At 44.2% G+C, this 19,903-nt stretch carries 20 protein-coding genes; 12 read left to right on the top strand and 8 right to left on the bottom strand.

Annotation, left to right across the window (positions count from 1 at the left end; all coding sequences use genetic code 11):
- The first annotated feature begins 6 nt into the window (after positions 1-6).
- The 4 genes from AACV32_RS05170 to AACV32_RS05185 all read left to right on the top strand — a co-directional run bounded on the left by AACV32_RS05170 (position 7) and on the right by AACV32_RS05185 (position 4,218).
- Entirely contained in the window at positions 7-1,533 is a 1,527-nt protein-coding gene (locus tag AACV32_RS05170) for a tripartite tricarboxylate transporter permease (protein WP_017046152.1), read from the top strand.
- Between the two features lie 140 nt (positions 1,534-1,673).
- Complete coding sequence (locus AACV32_RS05175) at positions 1,674-2,375, top strand: response regulator (RefSeq protein WP_170894724.1); 702 nt, start codon at positions 1,674-1,676, stop codon at positions 2,373-2,375.
- Between the two features lie 27 nt (positions 2,376-2,402).
- Positions 2,403-3,704 carry an ATP-binding protein gene (locus AACV32_RS05180; protein ID WP_170894725.1) on the top strand — a complete coding sequence of 434 codons (1,302 nt, stop codon included), beginning with the start codon at positions 2,403-2,405 and terminating at the stop codon, positions 3,702-3,704.
- 145 nt (positions 3,705-3,849) lie between these two features.
- On the top strand, positions 3,850-4,218 hold the full coding sequence (locus tag AACV32_RS05185) for a diacylglycerol kinase (RefSeq protein ID WP_013856959.1): 369 nt from the start codon (positions 3,850-3,852) through the stop codon (positions 4,216-4,218).
- A gap of 104 nt (positions 4,219-4,322) precedes the next feature.
- Here AACV32_RS05185 and AACV32_RS05190 read toward each other — a convergent pair whose 3' ends face one another.
- A complete protein-coding gene (locus tag AACV32_RS05190; RefSeq protein ID WP_212752681.1) occupies positions 4,323-5,414 on the bottom strand; it encodes an alkene reductase in 1,092 nt (363 codons plus the stop codon).
- 123 nt (positions 5,415-5,537) lie between these two features.
- On the opposite strand from AACV32_RS05190, the gene AACV32_RS05195 reads away from it, so the two are divergent.
- Positions 5,538-6,470 carry a LysR family transcriptional regulator gene (locus AACV32_RS05195; protein ID WP_047689171.1) on the top strand — a complete coding sequence of 311 codons (933 nt, stop codon included), beginning with the start codon at positions 5,538-5,540 and terminating at the stop codon, positions 6,468-6,470.
- Between the two features lie 93 nt (positions 6,471-6,563).
- On the opposite strand, the gene mglC is transcribed toward AACV32_RS05195, so the two are convergent.
- The 3 genes from mglC to mglB form a co-directional block, all read right to left on the bottom strand.
- Positions 6,564-7,571, bottom strand: a complete 1,008-nt coding sequence (mglC, locus tag AACV32_RS05200; protein ID WP_013856962.1) for a galactose/methyl galactoside ABC transporter permease MglC — start codon at positions 7,569-7,571, stop codon at positions 6,564-6,566.
- A gap of 10 nt (positions 7,572-7,581) precedes the next feature.
- Positions 7,582-9,090, bottom strand: a complete 1,509-nt coding sequence (mglA, locus tag AACV32_RS05205) for a galactose/methyl galactoside ABC transporter ATP-binding protein MglA (RefSeq protein WP_013856963.1) — start codon at positions 9,088-9,090, stop codon at positions 7,582-7,584.
- A 137-nt stretch (positions 9,091-9,227) separates the two neighbouring features.
- Positions 9,228-10,202 (bottom strand): galactose/glucose ABC transporter substrate-binding protein MglB, encoded by a 975-nt coding sequence (mglB, locus tag AACV32_RS05210; RefSeq protein WP_026027227.1) that lies wholly within the window; start codon positions 10,200-10,202, stop codon positions 9,228-9,230.
- Between the two features lie 551 nt (positions 10,203-10,753).
- Between mglB and AACV32_RS05215 the strand changes: the two genes are divergently transcribed.
- On the top strand, positions 10,754-11,239 hold the full coding sequence (locus tag AACV32_RS05215) for a NifB/NifX family molybdenum-iron cluster-binding protein (RefSeq protein WP_013856965.1): 486 nt from the start codon (positions 10,754-10,756) through the stop codon (positions 11,237-11,239).
- Positions 11,239-11,442, top strand: coding sequence for a (Na+)-NQR maturation NqrM (nqrM, locus tag AACV32_RS05220; RefSeq protein WP_013856966.1), 204 nt, complete (start codon positions 11,239-11,241; stop codon positions 11,440-11,442). Before AACV32_RS05215 ends, nqrM begins: the two co-directional genes overlap by 1 nt.
- On the opposite strand, the gene AACV32_RS05225 is transcribed toward nqrM, so the two are convergent.
- Positions 11,439-11,717 carry a DUF134 domain-containing protein gene (locus AACV32_RS05225; protein WP_170894727.1) on the bottom strand — a complete coding sequence of 93 codons (279 nt, stop codon included), beginning with the start codon at positions 11,715-11,717 and terminating at the stop codon, positions 11,439-11,441. The two genes, nqrM and AACV32_RS05225, sit on opposite strands and share 4 nt — an antisense overlap.
- Positions 11,718-11,756: 39 nt before the next feature.
- Between AACV32_RS05225 and AACV32_RS05230 the strand changes: the two genes are divergently transcribed.
- The 3 genes from AACV32_RS05230 to AACV32_RS05240 all read left to right on the top strand — a co-directional run bounded on the left by AACV32_RS05230 (position 11,757) and on the right by AACV32_RS05240 (position 13,366).
- Positions 11,757-12,164 carry a PaaI family thioesterase gene (locus tag AACV32_RS05230; RefSeq protein WP_017046160.1) on the top strand — a complete coding sequence of 136 codons (408 nt, stop codon included), beginning with the start codon at positions 11,757-11,759 and terminating at the stop codon, positions 12,162-12,164.
- A 104-nt stretch (positions 12,165-12,268) separates the two neighbouring features.
- A complete protein-coding gene (locus AACV32_RS05235) occupies positions 12,269-12,565 on the top strand; it encodes a PTS fructose transporter subunit IIB (protein ID WP_013856969.1) in 297 nt (98 codons plus the stop codon).
- A 6-nt stretch (positions 12,566-12,571) separates the two neighbouring features.
- On the top strand, positions 12,572-13,366 hold the full coding sequence (locus AACV32_RS05240) for a PTS sugar transporter subunit IIA (RefSeq protein WP_017049830.1): 795 nt from the start codon (positions 12,572-12,574) through the stop codon (positions 13,364-13,366).
- 2 nt (positions 13,367-13,368) lie between these two features.
- Here the strand turns inward: AACV32_RS05240 and AACV32_RS05245 are convergent, their stop codons facing one another.
- Positions 13,369-14,271, bottom strand: a complete 903-nt coding sequence (locus AACV32_RS05245; RefSeq protein ID WP_017049831.1) for a helix-turn-helix transcriptional regulator — start codon at positions 14,269-14,271, stop codon at positions 13,369-13,371.
- Between the two features lie 328 nt (positions 14,272-14,599).
- On the opposite strand from AACV32_RS05245, the gene AACV32_RS05250 reads away from it, so the two are divergent.
- Complete coding sequence (locus AACV32_RS05250; RefSeq protein WP_017049832.1) at positions 14,600-16,498, top strand: PTS fructose transporter subunit IIABC; 1,899 nt, start codon at positions 14,600-14,602, stop codon at positions 16,496-16,498.
- A 153-nt stretch (positions 16,499-16,651) separates the two neighbouring features.
- Positions 16,652-17,848 (top strand): mannose-6-phosphate isomerase, class I, encoded by a 1,197-nt coding sequence (gene manA / locus AACV32_RS05255; RefSeq protein WP_038171769.1) that lies wholly within the window; start codon positions 16,652-16,654, stop codon positions 17,846-17,848.
- Positions 17,849-17,943: 95 nt separating this feature from the next.
- Here the strand turns inward: manA and AACV32_RS05260 are convergent, their stop codons facing one another.
- The gene (locus AACV32_RS05260; RefSeq protein ID WP_017042466.1) at positions 17,944-18,120 is read right to left on the bottom strand and encodes a hypothetical protein; all 177 of its coding nucleotides are present in this window, start codon (positions 18,118-18,120) and stop codon (positions 17,944-17,946) included.
- 125 nt (positions 18,121-18,245) lie between these two features.
- On the bottom strand, positions 18,246-19,892 hold the full coding sequence (locus AACV32_RS05265) for a methyl-accepting chemotaxis protein (protein WP_017046166.1): 1,647 nt from the start codon (positions 19,890-19,892) through the stop codon (positions 18,246-18,248).
- Between the last annotated feature and the right edge of the window lie 11 nt (positions 19,893-19,903).

Below are 19,903 nucleotides of genomic sequence, written 5' to 3' on the forward strand. Positions count from 1 at the left end.
CTGATTATGTTAGATGGAATTTTACAAGGGCTTTCTACCGCCATGATGCCAATGAACATCTTCATGGTGATTGTGGGCTGTTTCGTTGGTACTTTTATCGGCATGTTGCCCGGGCTTGGCCCTATTTCGGCCATCGCGTTGATGATCCCGATCACCTATGGCCTTGAACCATCTTCAGGTTTGATTTTAATGGCCGGCGTTTATTACGGCGCTATTTTTGGCGGCTCCACTTCCTCCATTTTGATTAATGCTCCCGGATGCTCGGCAACCGTGGTCACCGCGTTTGATGGCTACCCCATGGCGCAAAAAGGCCAAGCTGGTAAAGCGTTAGCCATCGCCGCTTACGCCTCTTTTACAGGCGGAACCTTGTCAGCGATTATGCTCTTGGTCGCAGCGCCTGCACTGGCCAGCGTGTCACTGAGTTTTCAATCCTCTGACTATTTTGCGTTGATGCTACTCGGTCTATCGGCGGTCGCCGCCTTTGCTGGCAAAGGACAAGTCCTTAAAGCATGGATGATGGTTGTTCTTGGCTTGATGCTCTCTACCGTTGGTATTGATAAAGGCGTAGGTGTGGAACGTTTTACCTTTGGCTTAACTGATTTAATGGACGGTTTTAGCTTCCTCTTGCTGGCGATGGCGACATTCGCTTTAGGCGAGACATTAATGGGTATTTTAAAACCAGAAAACGACACGCGTACAGATGAACAGAATAAAATCAGCAACTTGGGCAGTATGAAAATCACCAAAGCAGAATTTAAAGAAGCGGCTCCCGTTTCAATCCGTGCTTCCATTTTAGGTTTTTTCACTGGCGTGTTGCCCGGCGCTGGCGCAACCATCGCCGCATTTTTGAGTTATGGTATGGAGCGCAGCTTAGCGCCCAAAGATAAAAAAGAAGAGTTCGGTAAAGGGTCTTTGCGTGGGCTTGTTGCACCAGAGTCTGCCAATAACGCCGCCTCTAGCGGATCTTTTGTTCCGCTGTTGACACTCGGCATTCCCGGCTCTGGCACCACAGCGATCATGCTTGGAGCCCTGCTCTCTTACGGCATTCAACCTGGTCCTCGTTTATTTGTTGATCACCCTGATGTCTTTTGGTCTGTCATCATCTCAATGTATCTCGGTAATATTGTACTGATCATCCTTAACTTGCCGCTTATTCCATATATTTCAAGGCTATTGGCGGTGCCAAGAACCGTATTGCTGCCGATGATTTTGTTCTTCTCAATCACCGGTGTTTATTTGGTTTCGTTTAACACTATGGATGTTTACGTAATGTTGATCGTCGCGATGGGGGCGATTGCTCTACGGTTAGCCAACTTCCCGCTGGCACCACTGCTGCTTGGCTTTATTTTGGGTGGATTAATGGAAGAGAACCTTCGCCGCGCGTTGATGATCAGCGATGGGGAGTTAAGCTTCTTGTGGGAACGTCCGATCACTTTCGTGTTTACCGTGCTTGCAGTTGTGATGTTGACTAGCCCACTTGTGGTGATGCTGGCGAACAAACTTCGCTCTTCACCAACCAAAGCAGTTGAATAACAAGAAATTGTATCAATAGAAACTCATCCAACCATACAAAGACCTAGCGAAAATGCTGGGTCTTTGCTTTACTATGCACTTCAAATTTTTCCAATGTCAGCGATTGTCATGTCGTTCATCGTACCTATCTAGGAGTCTCCATGACGGATAGACACTCTTTAATCATCGTTGAAGATGATCTAAAACTCAGAGAAATGTTAACAGAATACTTTGAAAGTCAAGATATTAGCGTCATTGCCCTTGCTGAAGGTGCCAAAGCGAGCGCGGTCATTTTAGAGCAACAACCAGATATCGTGTTACTGGATTTAATGCTACCCGGTGAAGATGGGCTGACAATTTGTAGACAGATCCGTCCTATGTACAACGGTAAGATATTGATGCTAACCGCCAGTGATGACGATTTTGATCACGTTGCAGCACTGGAAATTGGTGCCGATGATTTTGTGACAAAGCCGATTAAACCACGCGTCTTGCTTGCAAGAATGCGTATGCTATTGCGCAGAGTCGACAACGAACCAATTCAAACCGCGAAAACCGTGCTTGAGTTTGGGGCCTTGTCTCTCAATCAATCTCGACATCTGTGTGAAATGAATGGTGAGGCCGTAGCGATGACCGACAGCGAATTCGACTTGCTGTGGCTACTGGCATCAACACCAGATCAAGTCCTATCACGGGATGTATTAACCAAAGCGTTACGCGGGATTGAATACGATGGGCTTGATAGAACCGTCGATAACAAGATTGTCATGTTGCGTAAAAAACTCGGTGATGATTCTTCCACACCGAAACGCATTATTACGGTCCGAGGGAAAGGATACCTTTTTGTACCAGACACGTGGTAATGACCACGTATTTTAGAAGAAACCTGTATGCGTCGTATCTACGTTGAATCTTTTGTTGGTTTATTGCTCTTTTTTTTAGCGACACTCATTACCATTGAACTGGTCGTTTACCAGCTTGGTACTGACTACGATTATGTACTTGAAGATTATCAAGCTGAAGCATTTCATGACTTGGTCACTCGTATTTATCAGCATGAAGGTGAAGCCAGCACCTTAAATGTACTAAAAGAATATGCCGATAAAACACGACAACTGATAGAGACGCATACAGAAAAGATCTTACCCTCGGATGTGCGAGCGTTTTTCTTTACCACCGCCCCCAATGCCTACACCTACTACGATGATGACCGTTTTTTATGGCTGCGCCTTACATCCACCTCACCAATTTACAGCTTTAAACCCGATGAAGAATCACCACTGAGGCAAGCCATTTTCTTCGCAGATAATCTCTCACTTTTGCTGCTTGTCGTCGGCTTTGCACTGTACTGTGTGTTGCTGATCTGGTTCATCAGTCGGCGAGTGCGTGAATTGGAAAAAGTGACCTTAGCCTTTGCCGCTGGTGATCTGACCGCTCGCGCCTCCATCAAAAGCGGCGATAAAGTCGGCTCTTTAAACAAAAGCTTTAACTACATGGCGAGCAAAATTTCCGCTTTGGTGCTCAGCAATAAAGCGCTGAGTAATGCCGTAGCTCATGAGTTACGCACCCCTATCTTTCGGATCCAATGGCAAGCAGAAATGTTGGCCGATGAATCTCTGACACCAAAACAAGCGGCGAAAGTCGCCAGTATCATCGAAGATACCGAAGAGATGGAAACGATGGTCGATGAACTTCTTTACTACGCGAAAGTTGAAAGGCCAGAAAACGAACTCAATATGCAGACAATTCAGCTCAATTACTGGCTCGAACCAATACTAGATAAATGGCGCAGCAACAGCGTAGTCGAGATCCAGTTGCTGCCATTAGCACAAGTCGCCACTTTACAAGTCGATCCATACCTTCTCAAAAGAGCTCTGGATAATTTATTGGGTAATGCTCAGAAATACGCCAAAAGCAAAATAGCCGTTGAAACCTCCGTGATCAACGCAGGTCAAGCAGTACAAATTGATATCCATGATGATGGAGAAGGGATTGACCCGCAGCACTGGCCATTCATTTTTGATGCTTTTTACAGCGCGGATCTCTCACGTGGAGAGCGACAATCAGGCTTCGGATTAGGTTTGGCCATCGTCAAACAGATCGTTTTACGCCACAACGGCCAAGTATCGGTGGCTAAAAGTGTGTTCGGAGGCGCTTGCTTTACTCTTGTACTACCCGTGGTGGGCGTTTAATATCGGGCCACTTAAGAGAATCCGTGAACTGACGTCATTGATTCTCTTTTTTAACATGAGGGTGCGGGGCGAAGGCTATTTTACGTCTACACGTAATTCACTCATGCCCATTGTCATAGTTATTCATTATTAGGTTGTTCATTTTATGAAACCAGGTCGTACGGGTATAAAGCGTCTGTTTTATGCCACAGGTTATTCAATACAAGGGCTGAAAGCCGCGTGGCTAAACGAAGCCGCTATTCGACAAGAAACTGTCACTTCAATTTTGTTGATTACCATTACTTTCGTTTTGCCTGTCACTAAAATTGAGCAAATCATGATGATTGGTTGCTTAGTCTTAGTTGTGATTGTGGAGTTGATGAATTCCGCCGTGGAAGCCGTGGTTGACCGCGTCGGTAGCGAATGGCACGAACTCAGTGGCCGCGCCAAAGACATCGGTTCAGCTGCCGTACTGATCGCGTTGATATTTTCAGCATTCACATGGATGTTTATTCTGTGGCCTTATTACTTTTAGCGTATCATTTTGGCGCGCGTTAATGGCTCATTGCTTTATAACGGCCAACCAGTTGTAAAAAAGCCAGCAGAATCATAGAACAAACGACTGCTGGCTATGTCGATTTAAGAATGGTTTGGATAATCTGTATATCCCTTAGTACCTCCACCAAATAAGCAACTTGGATCAAATGCCGATAATGTACGGTTCATTTTCAAACGCTCGACTAAGTCTGGATTCGCAATAAAGGGACGCCCAAATGCGACTAAGTCAGCGTAGCCATTTTCCAAGATTTGGTTTGCTCGCTCAACGTCATATCGGCCTGCAACAATAATGGTATTGATGAACAGCTCACGTAAATGTCGGCGAAAATCTTCAGGGATTTGTGGAGCATCATCCCAATCAGCTTCTGACAAATGCAGATACGCAATACCGAGTTTCTGTAATTGCTCCGCCGCTTGTAAAATCGTTGGGACGATATCTGGGCAGTTCATATCTTTAAATGTGATGTAAGGCGCCAAGCGAACTCCAACTTTGTCAGCGCCAACCTTATCAATGATTGCACTCACAACTTCCATAAGAAAACGTAAGCGGTTTTCTCTGCTGCCACCATATTGATCAGTGCGATGATTCGAATTGGTTCGCAAAAACTGATCGATCAAATAGCCATTACCACCATGAATTTCGACGCCATCAAAGCCAGCCGCAATCGCATTGTGTGCAGCATTAGCAAAATCGCGTACCACTTGGTTAATCTCTTGCAATGTCATTGCTCTTGGTTCAACGCATTCCATCATCTCACCGGCACTCCCCGGCTGTGCAATCCAGACTTTGGTATCGACTGGAGCAATAGCTGAAGGAGCCATCGGCTTTTGACCTTGTTGAAAAACAGGATGCGATACTCGCCCTACATGCCATAGCTGATTCACTATTTTTCCTCCGCGATCATGCACGGCTTGAGTGACCTGCTGCCAACCCACTATTTGTTCTGGCGTGTATATGCCAGGAGTAAATGAGTATCCTTGGCTATCGTCTGATATTTGTGTTGCTTCAGTAATAATCAGACCAGCACTCGCTCGCTGAGCATAATATTGCGCCATGATGTCGTTGGGAACATTACCCGGTTGACTTGTCCGAGCCCGCGTCATCGGGGCCATTACCAGCCGGTTATTCAAAGAAAGTGGACCGATTTGTATCGGGGAAAATAAGCTACTCATCATTCAATCGCTCTGTATTGGGTTGTTATCCATAGGCTATAACAAAAGAATCACTAAATAATCTAGCTATAATTAAAAAGAGTATTTAGGATTACTTAACAATAACTGCGATATAGAATCTTAATGAACAAATTATTGAACATGGAGGTCTTTGTTGCCATTGTTGAGCAACAAGGGTTGGCGGCCGCCGCAAAAGCCATCAATATGTCCGCCGCTTCAGTCACACTAAAACTGCAAGAGCTTGAACGCCACTATGGCGTGAAATTGCTGCAAAGAACCACACGTAAAATTGCATTGACGGAAGCCGGCGAACGTTTCTATCCATTATGTTTACAAACCTTAGCCAACATCACTGAAGTCGAGTCTTCGCTATTCGCCGAGAAAACACACTTGGAAGGCAATATAAAAATTTCAGCACCCAAAGATCTCGGGCGACAACATTTGCTGCCACTGCTCGACTCCTTCTTAGCAAGACATCCTAAAATTGTGCCTCAGATTACCTTTAGTGACAGTGTGTTAGGGATATATGAAACAAAACTTGATTTGGTATTGCGTTACGGCACACTCAAAGATAGTCAATTGGTTTCCAGAAAATTAGCAACAAGTCGCCGCGTTCTTTGTGCCTCACCCGCATATTTAGCGTGTCATGGTCAACCGACGCACCCAGAGGATCTCAAACAGCATGCTTGCTTGGGTATGCTACGCAAAAGTGAATCATTAACGCGTTGGTCTTTTCTTAAAGGAGATGTCGTTCAAGATATTCTGATCAAACCATCACGTTTGTCTAATGATGGCGAAGTGATTCGTCAGTGGGCACTCGAAGGCGCAGGTATTGCACTCAAATCACAACTCGATATTCAACCCGACCTCAATGCAGGGAAACTCGTTCTTCTCTTGGAAGATTATCGGCAAAGTTTTAGTTCACACGATCTGGCCACAGGCTCGGACTTGCATCTGCTCTATCCCAATCGTGACCACCAACCGTCACGTATCAAAATATTGATCGAGGAGATTGTGCGCTATTTTGAAAAACGTACGCTTCCTACTGGGCAATAGCAAAAGAGCGCCGATAAAAGCGCTCTTTGTTTATTTTATTTCGACAATTTTCGGCGATTAAATGTCGAAAATTGTATTTTTGCTCTTAGGCGGCTATTTCTTATTCGCGTACTTCATTGAGTCCAACGCGACAGCGAAAATAATAATGCCGCCTTTAATGATGTACTGCCAGTAAGGGCTCACGCCAATGTAGGTCATACCATAGTTGATCACAGTGAAGATAAGCACACCCGTGACCACACCCGCAATGCTTCCGACACCGCCAGCAAATGACACGCCACCCACAACACAGGCTGCAATCGCATCCAACTCGTACAGGAAGCCAAGGTTATTGGTCGCACTGCCGATACGGCCAGCTTCCAACATACCGCCAAACGCATAGAACACACCCGATAAAGCATACACTTTCAGTAGCGTCAGTGGCACATTAACACCAGAAACTTTTGCAGCTTCTGGGTTACCACCGACCGCGAAAATGTTCTTACCAAAAACGGTCTTATTCCACAAAATCCATGTAAAGATAATCGCGATAATGGCGTAGAAGGTTATGTACGAAAACCTAAAATCCCCAAATCGAATAAAACCTTGAGTGAATGAAGAGAAACGCTCATCAAAACCTGCAATTGGAGATGCACCCACCGAATCGTAGTAGAGAGAGTTAATCCCGTAGACGATGATCATGGTGCCTAATGTGGCGATAAACGGCGTTACTTTTAAATAAGCAACAATCACACCGTTCACTAAACCGATGATCGCGCCGATCGCGCACACACAAAGAATCACAGCCACAATCGGCACGTCACCAATGCTGGGGAATACTTTGTTGACGTTATCAATTGATTGTAAAAGTGTTGCCGAAATTACAGCGGCTAAACCCACTTGACGTCCAGCAGAAAGGTCGGTTCCTTGCGTTACAATCAGCCCCGCCACACCCAATGCAATAATAACGCGCACTGAAGATTGCGTTAATATATTACTAAAGTTGCGTAAACTTAAAAATGATGGCTCCTGAATAATAATAATTGCCAGAAGAATAAATAGAACCGCATAGATCGCACCTTCCTTTAGGTGCTTCATTGCAAATGTTTTAACTGAATCCATAATAATTTCCCTAGAGGTAACGAGAGGCCAGCTCTAATATTTCATTCTGTGAAGTGTCTTTAGTATTAACGATTCCCGCAGCTCGGCCATTACTCATCACCAATATTCTATCGGTAATGCCTAACAACTCTGGCATTTCGGAAGAGATAATAATAATCCCTTTATTCTTTTTCGCTAATTCCAATATCAATTGATAAATTTCAAACTTTGCTCCGACATCAATGCCCCGAGTCGGCTCATCAAGCATTAATATTTCTGGCTGAGTTAACAACCAACGGCCAATAATGACTTTCTGCTGATTACCACCAGACAAAGAACCGATTGATGTTTCATGAGAAGGTGTTTTTACACTCATAGAGTCAATTACCCACTGTGTATCACTCCTCATTTTTTTATTACTCAGTAAACCTAATTTGGTTTTGTATTCATCCACATTGGCAACCAAAGAGTTAAAGGTAATATCTAAATTACTGTAAATGCCGGTTGAACGACGCTCTTCTGTCACCAACGCAAAACCACTATTGATCGCTTCATGCGCATCACGGTTTTTCATCTCTCGGCCATGTAACATAATGTGGCCGTTACTACGCTCACGAACCCCAAAAATGGTTTCCACAATATCAGTGCGTCTTGAACCGACGAGCCCAGCCACACCTAAGATTTCACCTTCTCTGAGATCAAACGAAATATCCTGAATAGAGGGTTGGTTCAGTGCTGTTAAATTTTTGATTTCGAGGATAATTTCTTTTGGCACATTGGTCTTTGTGGGAAAGCGCTGTGTTAATTCACGGCCAACCATCATCGAAATGATTTTGTCCATATCGAGCCCTTTCAACGGCCTCGTATCAACCCATTGCCCATCACGCAAGATGGTTATCTCATCACAAATAGTAAATATTTCTTCCATTTTGTGAGAGATGTACACCACGCCACAGCCTTTTTCTTTCAACTTGTTAATGATAGTAAAAAGATGCGATACCTCTTTTTCAGTCAAAGAGGACGTGGGTTCATCCATGATCACAATGCGCGCGTTATAAGAAAACGCTTTCGCTATTTCGACCATCTGCCTTTGTGATACCGATAATTTAGCCACTTTAATTTTCGGGTCTATATCAATATCGAGTTCATCAAAGATCTCTTTGGTATCGCGATACATTTTATCGTGATCGACAAAGAGTCCTTTCTTTGGGTAACGCCCTAGCCAAATATTATCCATTACAGAACATTGTAATACTTGGTTAAGCTCTTGGTGGACCATGGAAACACCCGCTTCCAAAGCTTGCTTAGACGATTGAAAATTCACATGTTCGCCTAAAAATATAATATCACCTTCGTTTTTATCATAAATTCCAAAAAGGCATTTTAATAGCGTCGACTTACCTGCACCATTCTCTCCCATTAACGCATGAATAGAGTGTGGTCGAACTTTCAAATTAACTTTATCTAATGCCTTAACCCCGGGAAACTCTTTACTCACTCCTGTCATTTCTAACAGAAATTCATGCTCTTGATTTACCATGGCATCACTTATTTATTCTTTGATTAATACCATTCAATATTAAATAAAATTTAATCAGCAATTATTTATTATTGATTGTATAAACACCCTATAAGTTAGGGAGTAAAGGGGGAATGACTTCCCCCTTGAACTTTAGGTTACTCGAGTGTCGATTTATCCACACCAACATAAGGAACACGAACAATCTTATTGGCCATTTCCCATTGAGTGCCTTCGGTTGCAGCTTTGCCGTTGGCTAAATTACGTGCAAGTTCAAATGTCGCTTTCGCTTGTGAATCTGCATCATTAAGCACAGTGCCTGCCATGTCGCCAGATTTAACTAATGCTAATGCTTCTGCTAACGCATCAACACCGAATACTGGTACTTTCGCACCCGCACCACGTAACGCTTCAATCGCACCCATCGCCATACCATCATTATTGGCAATCACGACTTCGATTTTGCTACCGTTGGGGCCAGATAACCAAGCATCCATTTTATCTTTCGCCATGGCGGTATCCCACATACCAGTATCCATGTGTAGCTCTTCTGTTTTGATGCCATTTTCGTTAATGGTTTTCACAGAATAAGAAGTACGAGCTTCCGCATCTGGGTGACCTGGTTCGCCTTTCAGCATTACATACTGCAGTACACCGTCACCGTTTTTATCCCAAGCAGGATTGGCTTTCCAGTGTTGCGCAATGAGATCGCCTTGGATGATGCCCGACTCTTTTGAATCTGTACCCACATAATAGGCTTTGTCATATGAAGCGAGCGCTTTAGCACTCGGTTCTTTGTTGTAAAAAACGATAGGAACATCATCCATTTTCGCTTTTTGAATAATACTTGGTGCAGCTGCAGGGTCGACAAGGTTGATCGCCAGTGCTTTCACGCCACGAGCCAACATGACATCCACTTGGTCATTTTGCATTGATTGGCTGTTTTGTGAGTCATTCATCAAAACCTTGGTATTGCCGTCATTATTTGCCTGTTTTTCAATCGCTTGGCGAACAACTGACATAAAGTTATCATCGTACTTATAAACGGTCACACCGATCGTTGTGTCAGCCATGACTTGAGTGCCGAAACTCATACCAGCCGCAAGCATGGCTAAAGTAGTTAACTTTCTCATTGAACAAGTCCTATTTGTTAGTGTTGTTATTACATTGTGTAGGGGGAGAAACGTTAACTCTGAGAAATAGCAGTGAAAACGTTTACCTTTCAAAGTATAGTAGTAAAACAAACAATTAATGTGAACCAGTTAAAATTTCAGTTTTGAAATCGCATTTTCATGCAGTTTCTTGTGAATAGTTTGATAACTATTGCAAAACTAAGTAATCATACGTAACGCAATGTAACATCGAGACCTATTTCTCTTTTTAAAAGTGCGATCCACCACGAAAGAGATCATACCTCTCAAAACACCAGATGTTAACGTTTACACCTGCAAGTTTCCAATATGCAATAGATTTAACTTTCATTTGACTGCTCACAAAGTGTAGGTGAGGCTTGTTACATACGCCTGCAATTTATTCGCGTATTTTTACGCCATATCGGGTCTCGATTTACCAAACAGCACCACGACTTTTAATTAATGAACTCTTACATTGTCATTTTTATTATTGGCATATGCCAATAATAAGGTGTATTTTAAATACAAGAACCCGATAAACTTTAGGAGCCATGATGATTTATGCCATCCCTTGTGATCAAAACTCGCCTTTTAATCACTTTGCCAAAGCGCCTCAATTGATGATTGTGGACGATACCACCGCCACTAGCCAACGTATTGACGTTACGAAAACCGAGGGCAGTTGTGGCCACAAAAAACAGCTACTGGCACTGCTAAGAGAGAATAGAGTGGACGCTGTTATCGTCCGCAATATCGGACAAAATATGTTAGCAGCAATTTTAGAAAAGAAGATTGAGGTATATTACGCACCAAGAGGCAGCCAATTAACATCACTTCATCCAAACCATCTTCTGCCCGTCACCGACGTCTCTTTTGGCAAGCCTTCAGCCAATAAATCGAAGAAACGTTGTGCTAGTCAATGTGGATCGAAGAAAGTGGGTAAACATAACAAACTGGCACCCAGAATGCTGTCACCAACTACCATAGAAGCGTTGAAGAAAGTGCTGAAAGTAAAAGCGATTGTCGAGGGAAAATAATGACTTATGTTATAACCTTTGCGTTTTTCATTGGCATTATTGTCTTGATGGCGATCGGTGTTTTGTTTCGCCGCCGCTCGCTGCAAGGCAGTTGTGGTGGATTAGCAAATATCGATATTGAAAGAGAATGTAACTGCGTAGACGTTTGTGATGAGCATCAGAAGGTGTTGTATCAAATTCAAGAACCTGATCACGAGCGTTAGCGCTCAACCAACATCAACGCATGACCTTCCACCAAGCAAGTCGCGACTTTCGCTCTTGCTTGGTTAACGATATTACCAAAGGTTTGTCGCGATATGCACATCTGCGTGGCCGCTTGCAATTGGCTAAGCCCCTCTTTATCAGCCAAACGCAACGCTTCAAGTTCTTCTGGCAGTAAATCTACTGTGTTCAATTCAGATAATTTGACACCGTTGGGTTTGAAGCACGCATACGCCGCTTGACCACAAACACGACGAATTTTTTTGGGTCTTGCCATTTTCTTCTCCTAATCATTTAAAAACAGTTTGGTGAACTTATGAACATTCAACCTCCCATACAACATTGCCACTGCGCGGTGTGTTGTGCCCCGTTCTTTTCTGAAACGCACACACTGCAATTTAACCAAACAGAAACGGGGAGCGTATGCGCACAGATTGTAGCAACAGAAAAGATGCAAGGCTATCAAGGGGTCATGCAGGGTGGACTTATCAGCACCTTACATGACGCTGCCATGACGCATTGTCTGTTTGCACAGTGCATTTATGCGATGACGGCAGAGCTAAACGTACGTTATCTGCACCCTATTCCACTGAATGTACCGTTACAAGTCGAAGCGCATCTTATCAAACAAAAACGTCACATTTACTATCTGTGCAGCACCATTTTTTATGATGGGCTTCCCTATTCTACGGCCAGTGCAAAGTTTATGTGCAAAGCCGAGTAGCCTGAGTGCTACAGCCATTAGGGTGCTGGCTTAGCGTAAACTTCGGTTGAGTCACGCTTTCATCCTCCTTATACTCACTCATCATTTCTCTATTATCTTTCGTTATGAAAATTATCGCAGTAACCGCTTGTCCAACAGGCATCGCGCACACCTATATGGCCGCAGACGCACTCAAAAAAGAAGCGAATAAGCGTAATATCTCAATCAAAGTCGAAACCCAAGGCGCAATGGGTGTCGAGAACCCACTGACAGTGGCAGATATTGTCAACGCGGATCTGATCCTCATCGCTTCAGATATCGACATTGAACAGCGTGAACGTTTTGTTGGTTGCAAAACGGTTCAGGTGTCCATTGAAGAAGTGTTGACGAACGTGCAATCTGTTTTAGATCGTCATTTGTAACCGCCGATGATCACAACGCGCATCACGTTTGTTTTAAAAGCAGGCGGTCTAGTCAGCTGGCAATTAAATGAATTGAAAGATCTCAACCGCCATTTTCGCTCGGTGGTGGTGCTGTTTAACATCACGCGTGACAACAAGGCAATGCTTAACCATACACTGCAAGTGTTAAGCCTTGGTTCAAACCCGGGAGATGTATGCCAAATTGCCATTGAAGGGCTCGATGCCGAGTTGGCCTGTATGGTGATGACAGAGTATTTGCGCGAGCACACACTGCTTATTTCAACATCACACAAACAAAATGCTAAAGCGGAATTGGCGTTCGCCACCCACCTAGCTTTTCAACTGCCTTTTTCGCTACAGTGGCATTACGCCACATTAGGCTCAGTGGTTAGCAAATCAGAGGCACTCGACACGATTGCTAAGCAGATCATGCCCGCACATTGCCATGATATTTTGCATGCGCTGGAAAAAAGAGAAGCCATCTCCCCGACCATTATTGGCCGTGGAATAGCGCTACCCCATATCATTCACGCACGAGTTGCCCAGCCAACACTGGCGGTTCACTGGTTAGCAAACCCGCTATCATGGTCAGAAAAATCCGGCGATGTGTCGCTGATCATCACCTTATTACTGCCGACATCAGCGCCGCGAACCGTGATTAAACCGGTCACGCAGTTAACTCGTTGGTTGCTGGAAGAGGAACATCGTCAATGGCTACTTACGGCAAAAAGAGAAGAAACCCTTAAAGCCATTTTGCTGCACGTGATGGCTAAGCCGTGCGACCCAATACAAAATGAATAGCTTTATTGCGACAGAGTTCGATATTCAGATGGAGTCATACCCGCTTTGCTTTTAAATACGCGGAAAAAATAATTCACATCTTGAAATCCACAGCGCGTGGCCACTTCGGCTAAACGAAAGGTGTATTTCTTCAACATAAATTTTGCCCGTTCAATTCTTACCCAAGTGATGTAATCAGCAAGAGTCATGTGTCCTTGTTGGCGAAACATGCGCGATAAATGGTTGGCAGAGATATTAAACCGCTGTGCGATGCTGTCACGGCAAATATTGCGATGAAAATTTTCTTGGATATAGATGCAGATACCTTGATATAAATCTTCACTGCGCTTTTTAGGAGAAGCGGTCGGTTGATCAAGCATTGTGGCGCTGTAACTCAACAGAGCCAACAACAAATGTTCGTCCATTGGGCTTTTCTGAGGCTCACGTGCTAATGCATTTAGCCCTTCGAGCATGTGATCAATCGCGTGCCCAGTACGCGTTGGGATACTGTGTTTCTGAACATCATAAAAACCACTCTCGCCTTTGTGTTTACTGACCAAACTAAACCCCATTTGACGACGGCCAAATAGCAAACTCAAGACCGAACAGCTCTCTTGCCAATCAGGTTTATTCCAGCAGTTCGGAGGTATATAAAGCGCATCACCAGATAAGATGTTGACCTTACTGATACCGTGTTCAATCTCTTCGATTTCGTTGCTATACACGCCGCTTAAAACCAATTCTAGACGAGGGAAATTGACTTGGTAACTGAACGCTGGCGGCGTTATTTTGTCCCCAGCAAACCATATTCGATTAAAACTTTCTCGCTCCGAGAGCAGCACTTCAATCACATTTTTAAATACTGGGATCACAAAATTCACCCTATACCCATCAATAAACGAGGCAACTATAATCCAATACCTCATGAATCACCAATCATTACGCATTCGATAACTCCGATCGAAAAAGCAAAATAATCAATTTATCTAATTGAATTAAAATAAAAAAATTAATCATAAATTCAAATTATCACCCTAAAACCAAAATAAGAGCCTGATCACGTTTGCAGCCATAGGTTACAATAATCCAGTAAATGCCAGTTTCGTACACTACCACTGTTCACCCGAGGAGCTCACAATATCTCCAACAAAAAGCGCGGTGCGCAATAACAATATCCCCAAACAGTTTGAAGTTGCAGCCAACATGGCTCAGTTCTACGTGCGAAGGGGATAAAAACCATATAGGGGACGAAACATGATCACTCAACTCATTAATGAGAACTTGATCCTGCTTGATTTGAAAGCAACATCAAAAGATGGCGTTTTCTCAGAGCTGGTCGATGTACTGTTAGAACAAGGACGCATCAGCGATAAATCGCAGTTTTTAGCCGATATCTATGCTCGTGAAGAGCTTGGTAACACTGGATTTGAAGATGGTGTCGCGCTGCCTCATGCCAAAAGTTCCGCCGTTATCTCGCCTGCAGTTGTGATAGGCATCAGCAAAAGCGGTATCGAATATGGCGCGGAAGATGGCTTGCCTTCTAAATTATTTTTCATGATAGCCTCGCCTGATGGTGGTTCAAATCATCATATTGAAGTGCTGGCAGAGCTCTCTTCCAAGCTGATTGAAGAAGGGTTCATTGAACGTTTCTTAGACGCAAAAACAGAGCAAGCAGCGCTAGATTTGTTGCTACAAAAAACCGAAAAAGCAACCGATGTTGAAGCCAATAAAGGCTTTTTGATTGGCGTAACGGGCTGCCCAGCCGGTGTTGCACACACTTATCTTGCCGCTGAAGCGCTGGAAAAAGGGGCCGCCACGATGGGTTATCAAATTAAAGTCGAAACCAACGGTTCGATTGGGGTGAAAAATAGCCCAACGGATGAAGAGATCGCTAAAGCTGATGCGATCATCGTGGCTTGCGACAAGCAAGTTGACATGGTGCGCTTTGCGGGTAAAAAACTGATTGAAACTGGTGTTAAAGCGCCGATTCGTGATGCAAAAGGGTTGATTGAAAAAGCCCTCAGCGCACCAAAATATCAAGCCGATGCCAGTGCCAAGACTTTAGATGGGAAAGGCAAAGCGGCGCAAGCTCGCTCCGATTTATACCGCTATTTGATGAATGGTGTATCGCATATGATCCCATTCGTTGTTACTGGCGGTTTGTTGATTGCTTTAGCACTCGCTATTGGCGGCGAGCCAACCGAAGCTGGTATGGCCATTCCTGACGGCAGTATGTGGAATCAAGTGCTGAACGTCGGTGTGGTTGCTTTTACGTTGATGATCCCCATTCTTGCAGGTTACATCGCGTATGCGATCGCCGATCGCCCCGCTCTGACTCCTGGCTTAATTGGTGGTTGGATCGCTAACAACGGGTCATTCTACGGCGCAGATGCTGGTACAGGTTTTATCGGTGCCATTATTGCTGGCCTTTTAGTCGGTTATTTCATCAAATGGTTAACAAGCATCCATTTTCACAAGTTTATTCAACCACTTGTGCCAATCATGATTGCACCCATCGCAGGCTCACTCTTTATCTCTGGGCTCTTTATTTTTGTTATCGGCGCGCCGATTGCAAGCTTGATGGATGGCTTAACCGCACTACTTACGAGCATGAGCTCAGGTAACGTGATACTGCTCGGTATTGTGCTCGGCGGCATGGCTGGCTTTGATATGGGTGGCCCATTTAACAAAGTGGCATTCCTCTTCTCTGTTGGTATGATTGCCAGCGGTCAAACTCAATTTATGGGTGCAATGGCGTGTGCCATTCCAGTCGCGCCACTCGGCATGGCTTTAGCAACCGTTTTGGGCCGTAAACTGAACTTGTTTGAAGCCTCTGAAATTGAAGCAGGTAAAGCTTCCGGTGCAATGGGCTTGGTTGGTATCTCTGAAGGGGCAATTCCATTTGCCGCACAAGATCCGATGTCAGTCATTCCAGCAAACATCTTGGGGTCGATGGTTGCAGCGGTTATGGCGTTCACTTTTGGCATTACAAACAGTGTTGCCCACGGCGGTCCTGTAGTAGCATTGCTCGGTGCCATGAATAAGCCTTTGCTAGCTTTGCTTTGCATGGCAACCGGTGCTGTAGTGACAGGTGTTGTTTGTATCACTCTGAAAAAAATGCGCCAAGCGAAATTACAACAAGCAACGGCTTAATGATCAAGCACTCTCCCCCGAGAGTGCTTGATGTTCATCAACGCTGAGCTTCTGATTTTATGTTGTACTCCCGCTTTAACTCGGGAGTTTTTTATTTCGCTTACTCTATGTACTGCTGCTTTGTTTTTATTTTGATTTTTTGTGAGATGTACTATGACCAATAACAAACAACCTTTCTTTTTGATGGACAATGTCATCCAAAACTATGCGTGGGGAAGCACGACTTCGATTCAGCACTTGTTTGATATTGCTAACCCAAACAACGCTCCACAAGCAGAAATTTGGATGGGAGCACACCCAAATGGATGCTCACAAATTCATGTGAATGGAGAACCTGTTTCGTTGCTTGAGATGATCAACCAAGATAAAACAGCGTTTCTTTCTGCTGCTACTGCAACAACCTTTGGTGAGCTACCTTATCTTTTCAAAGTACTTGCCGCAGCGAACGCCCTTTCGATTCAAGTTCACCCAAGTAAGCAAGAAGCGGAAATTGGCTTTGAGAAAGAAAACCAAGCGGGGATCCCACTCAATGCCGGACATCGCAACTATAAAGATCCTAACCACAAGCCGGAATTGGTTTACGCCCTTACCCCTTATCAAGCGATGAATGGGTTTCGCCCAATCACAGAGATTGTTGAACAATTTCAAACGCTGAATATCAATGCGATTTCAACCCTAGTCGATGCTTTTGCACACAACCCAACATCACAAGGTTTAAAAACCTTTTTTAGTGCATTGCTATCATTAACTGGCGAGCAAAAAGAACATGCGGTGAATGCATTATTAGCGTATGCCCATCATCATTCAGGTGATGATCTTTTTGGGCTCATTTTAGAGCTGGCACAACAGTACCCCGGTGATATCGGTCTATTTTCTCCATTAATGCTCAATGTACTCACTTTAGCTCCGGGTGAGGCCATGTTTTTAGACGCCAGAACGCCACACGCCTACTTGAAAGGTACCGGGCTTGAAATCATGGCCAATTCAGACAACGTATTGCGCGCTGGCCTAACACCCAAACACATGGATATTGAAGAGCTCGCATCATGCACGCTATTTGAAGAAAAACCCGCTTCAAGCCTGTTATTGAAACCAATCGAAGAAAATGGAGCATTACTGTTCCCTGTCCCAGTCCGCGATTTTAAGTTTGCGATTTACCTCAATGCCGCGCAAGTTAACGTGAAAATCAACAGTGCCGAAATTATCTTTGCCATTGATGCTGATGCGACCTTAACCCATGACAATGGTGAGTCTCTAACCGTGAAAAAAGGTCACTCAATCTTCATCCCCGCATACGCTGAACATTATCAACTGTCATCACTTGGACGTGTCGCACGCGCGTATAATTAACAGCCGACGTGATAAACAAAAAAAGCCAGCATCTGTTCTGCTGGCTTTTTATTTGGGATTATTACGAAAATTTGCGCTAATCAATTTGTGGGCAGTTAGATATTCTGCGACTGCTTCCAAACCGCCAGTTCAACCCACATTTGTTCGAGTTGTTGCAACTCTTCTTCTGTGAGCAGTGCTAAGGTCGTTTGAGATTCAGATGTCGGACCGTCTTTGAGAGAGCGAATCTGCGCATAAAAATCCTTCTTTAATTGCGATATCACAGGGTCCACAACCGATTCCTATAAAAATACTAAAATTCTCAAAAATAATACCATTTTTCATAGACATGTCTTATGTCGTGTTAAGTTATGGAATAGTTATCACATTTCTAATATCTAAGCCTAAAGTATCAAAATTACAATTTAAAATTGTTCACTAGGCTATCGAGTTGCTTGGAAACTTTTTTCAAATGTTCGCTACTAACGGTGAGCTCCTCAGCTACTGTTGTTGTTTCCATGGTGAGATGATTAATATCTTCAACGGTGCGGTTGATTTCACTGACCACACTTGATTGCTCTTCCGTTGCCGTCGCCACTTGAATGTTCTGATCACTAATATTCTCTATATAAACGCGGATCTGTTTTAGCGAGCTATTGGCATTTTCAGCTTGTTCAACCACCAACAAACTCTGCTCTCGGCCTTGGGACATTGCCCCAACCGCCCGTTTCGATTCTTCCTGTAAGTTATTAATGACTCTTTGAATTTCTTCGGTTGATGCAGCAGAACGGCTTGCTAAATTTCGCACCTCATCGGCAACGACCGCAAAACCTCGACCTTGCTCTCCCGCTCGCGCCGCCTCAATCGCTGCGTTCAATGCAAGTAAGTTCGTTTGCTCGGAAATGCTACGAATAGTCTCAAGTATCGAGCTGATGTTAACCACTTGACCAGCCAAAGAGCCTACGACTTGTGCAGCTTGCTCTAATTCAGTGATCAAATCTGCAATTTGCACTTGTGCTTTCTCTACTACAGTGGTGCCATTTTCCGCCTGATGAGTGGCCTGTTTCGCAACGTCGGCAGCTTGAGCTGCGTTGTTTGCAATTTCGCCTACCGTTGCGCCTAACTCATGAATGGCAGTGGCCACTTGAACTGTTCTATCACGTTGCGAAGTGCAGTTGTTTTTGGTTAATAGTGCCCGAGCTGAAACTTGGTTAGCCGTATTCGCTAATTCATAAGAACTCGAAGCCACTTGCTTGATCGCTACATGTACTTTCTCAATGAAGTCGTTAAAACTATCGCTAATTTTCGATAACTCATCTTGGCCACCTAAATCAATGCGAGCATCTAGCGCCATGTTTTCAGCTGCCAAAGCAATGGATTTTTGTAGGCTGGCCACTCGCGTTTTTAGGCCGATAACAATAAAGAATGAAGTGACAAACGAAATTAGCACGCCAATACCAATAATGATAAACATGTGATTTTGCCCTTGGGCATAACTCTTTTGGCTATTGACGTTCTGCTGTTTGGCCTGCTCTAGTAGCGAATCGAGGATCACATTGGCTTTTTTACGCAGTTCACCATAGGTAACCGCATATTGATCTCGGTATATGTTGCGCGCCGTATCTAGATCGCCCTTTTCAAATGCCGCCAACATAGGATTAAGTTGAGTACTGACCATTTTTTCAAAGTCAGTCAACAGCTGCTGAACTTGTCTACGCTGTTCTGGATCCACTTGTGACTGAACTGCGTGCTCGACAGACTGCCTCATTTCAGGGATATCTTCGTCACGTGTCTCTTTCACGCGTGTGAGGACACCCTTTTTATCTCTTAACGACGTCTCTTGAAGTAACATCATATCGATACCAACCCGCATACGGGGAATTCGGGAGGCAACTTCAGCCATTGAACGCATTGGCGCGGCCGTATTGAGATAGAGCTGTTCTGCCTGTCGTTGAATCGTCGACATGCTATTGAAGCTCGCCATTCCAACAATAATCAACGCAACGCAAGGTAATAACACTGCAAAAATTAATCGCGATTGTAAGGTAAACCGATTAGCAAACATCTTTTATATCC

This window comes from Vibrio sp. B7, assembly GCF_963888765.1.
Lineage (GTDB): Bacteria > Pseudomonadota > Gammaproteobacteria > Enterobacterales > Vibrionaceae > Vibrio > Vibrio anguillarum.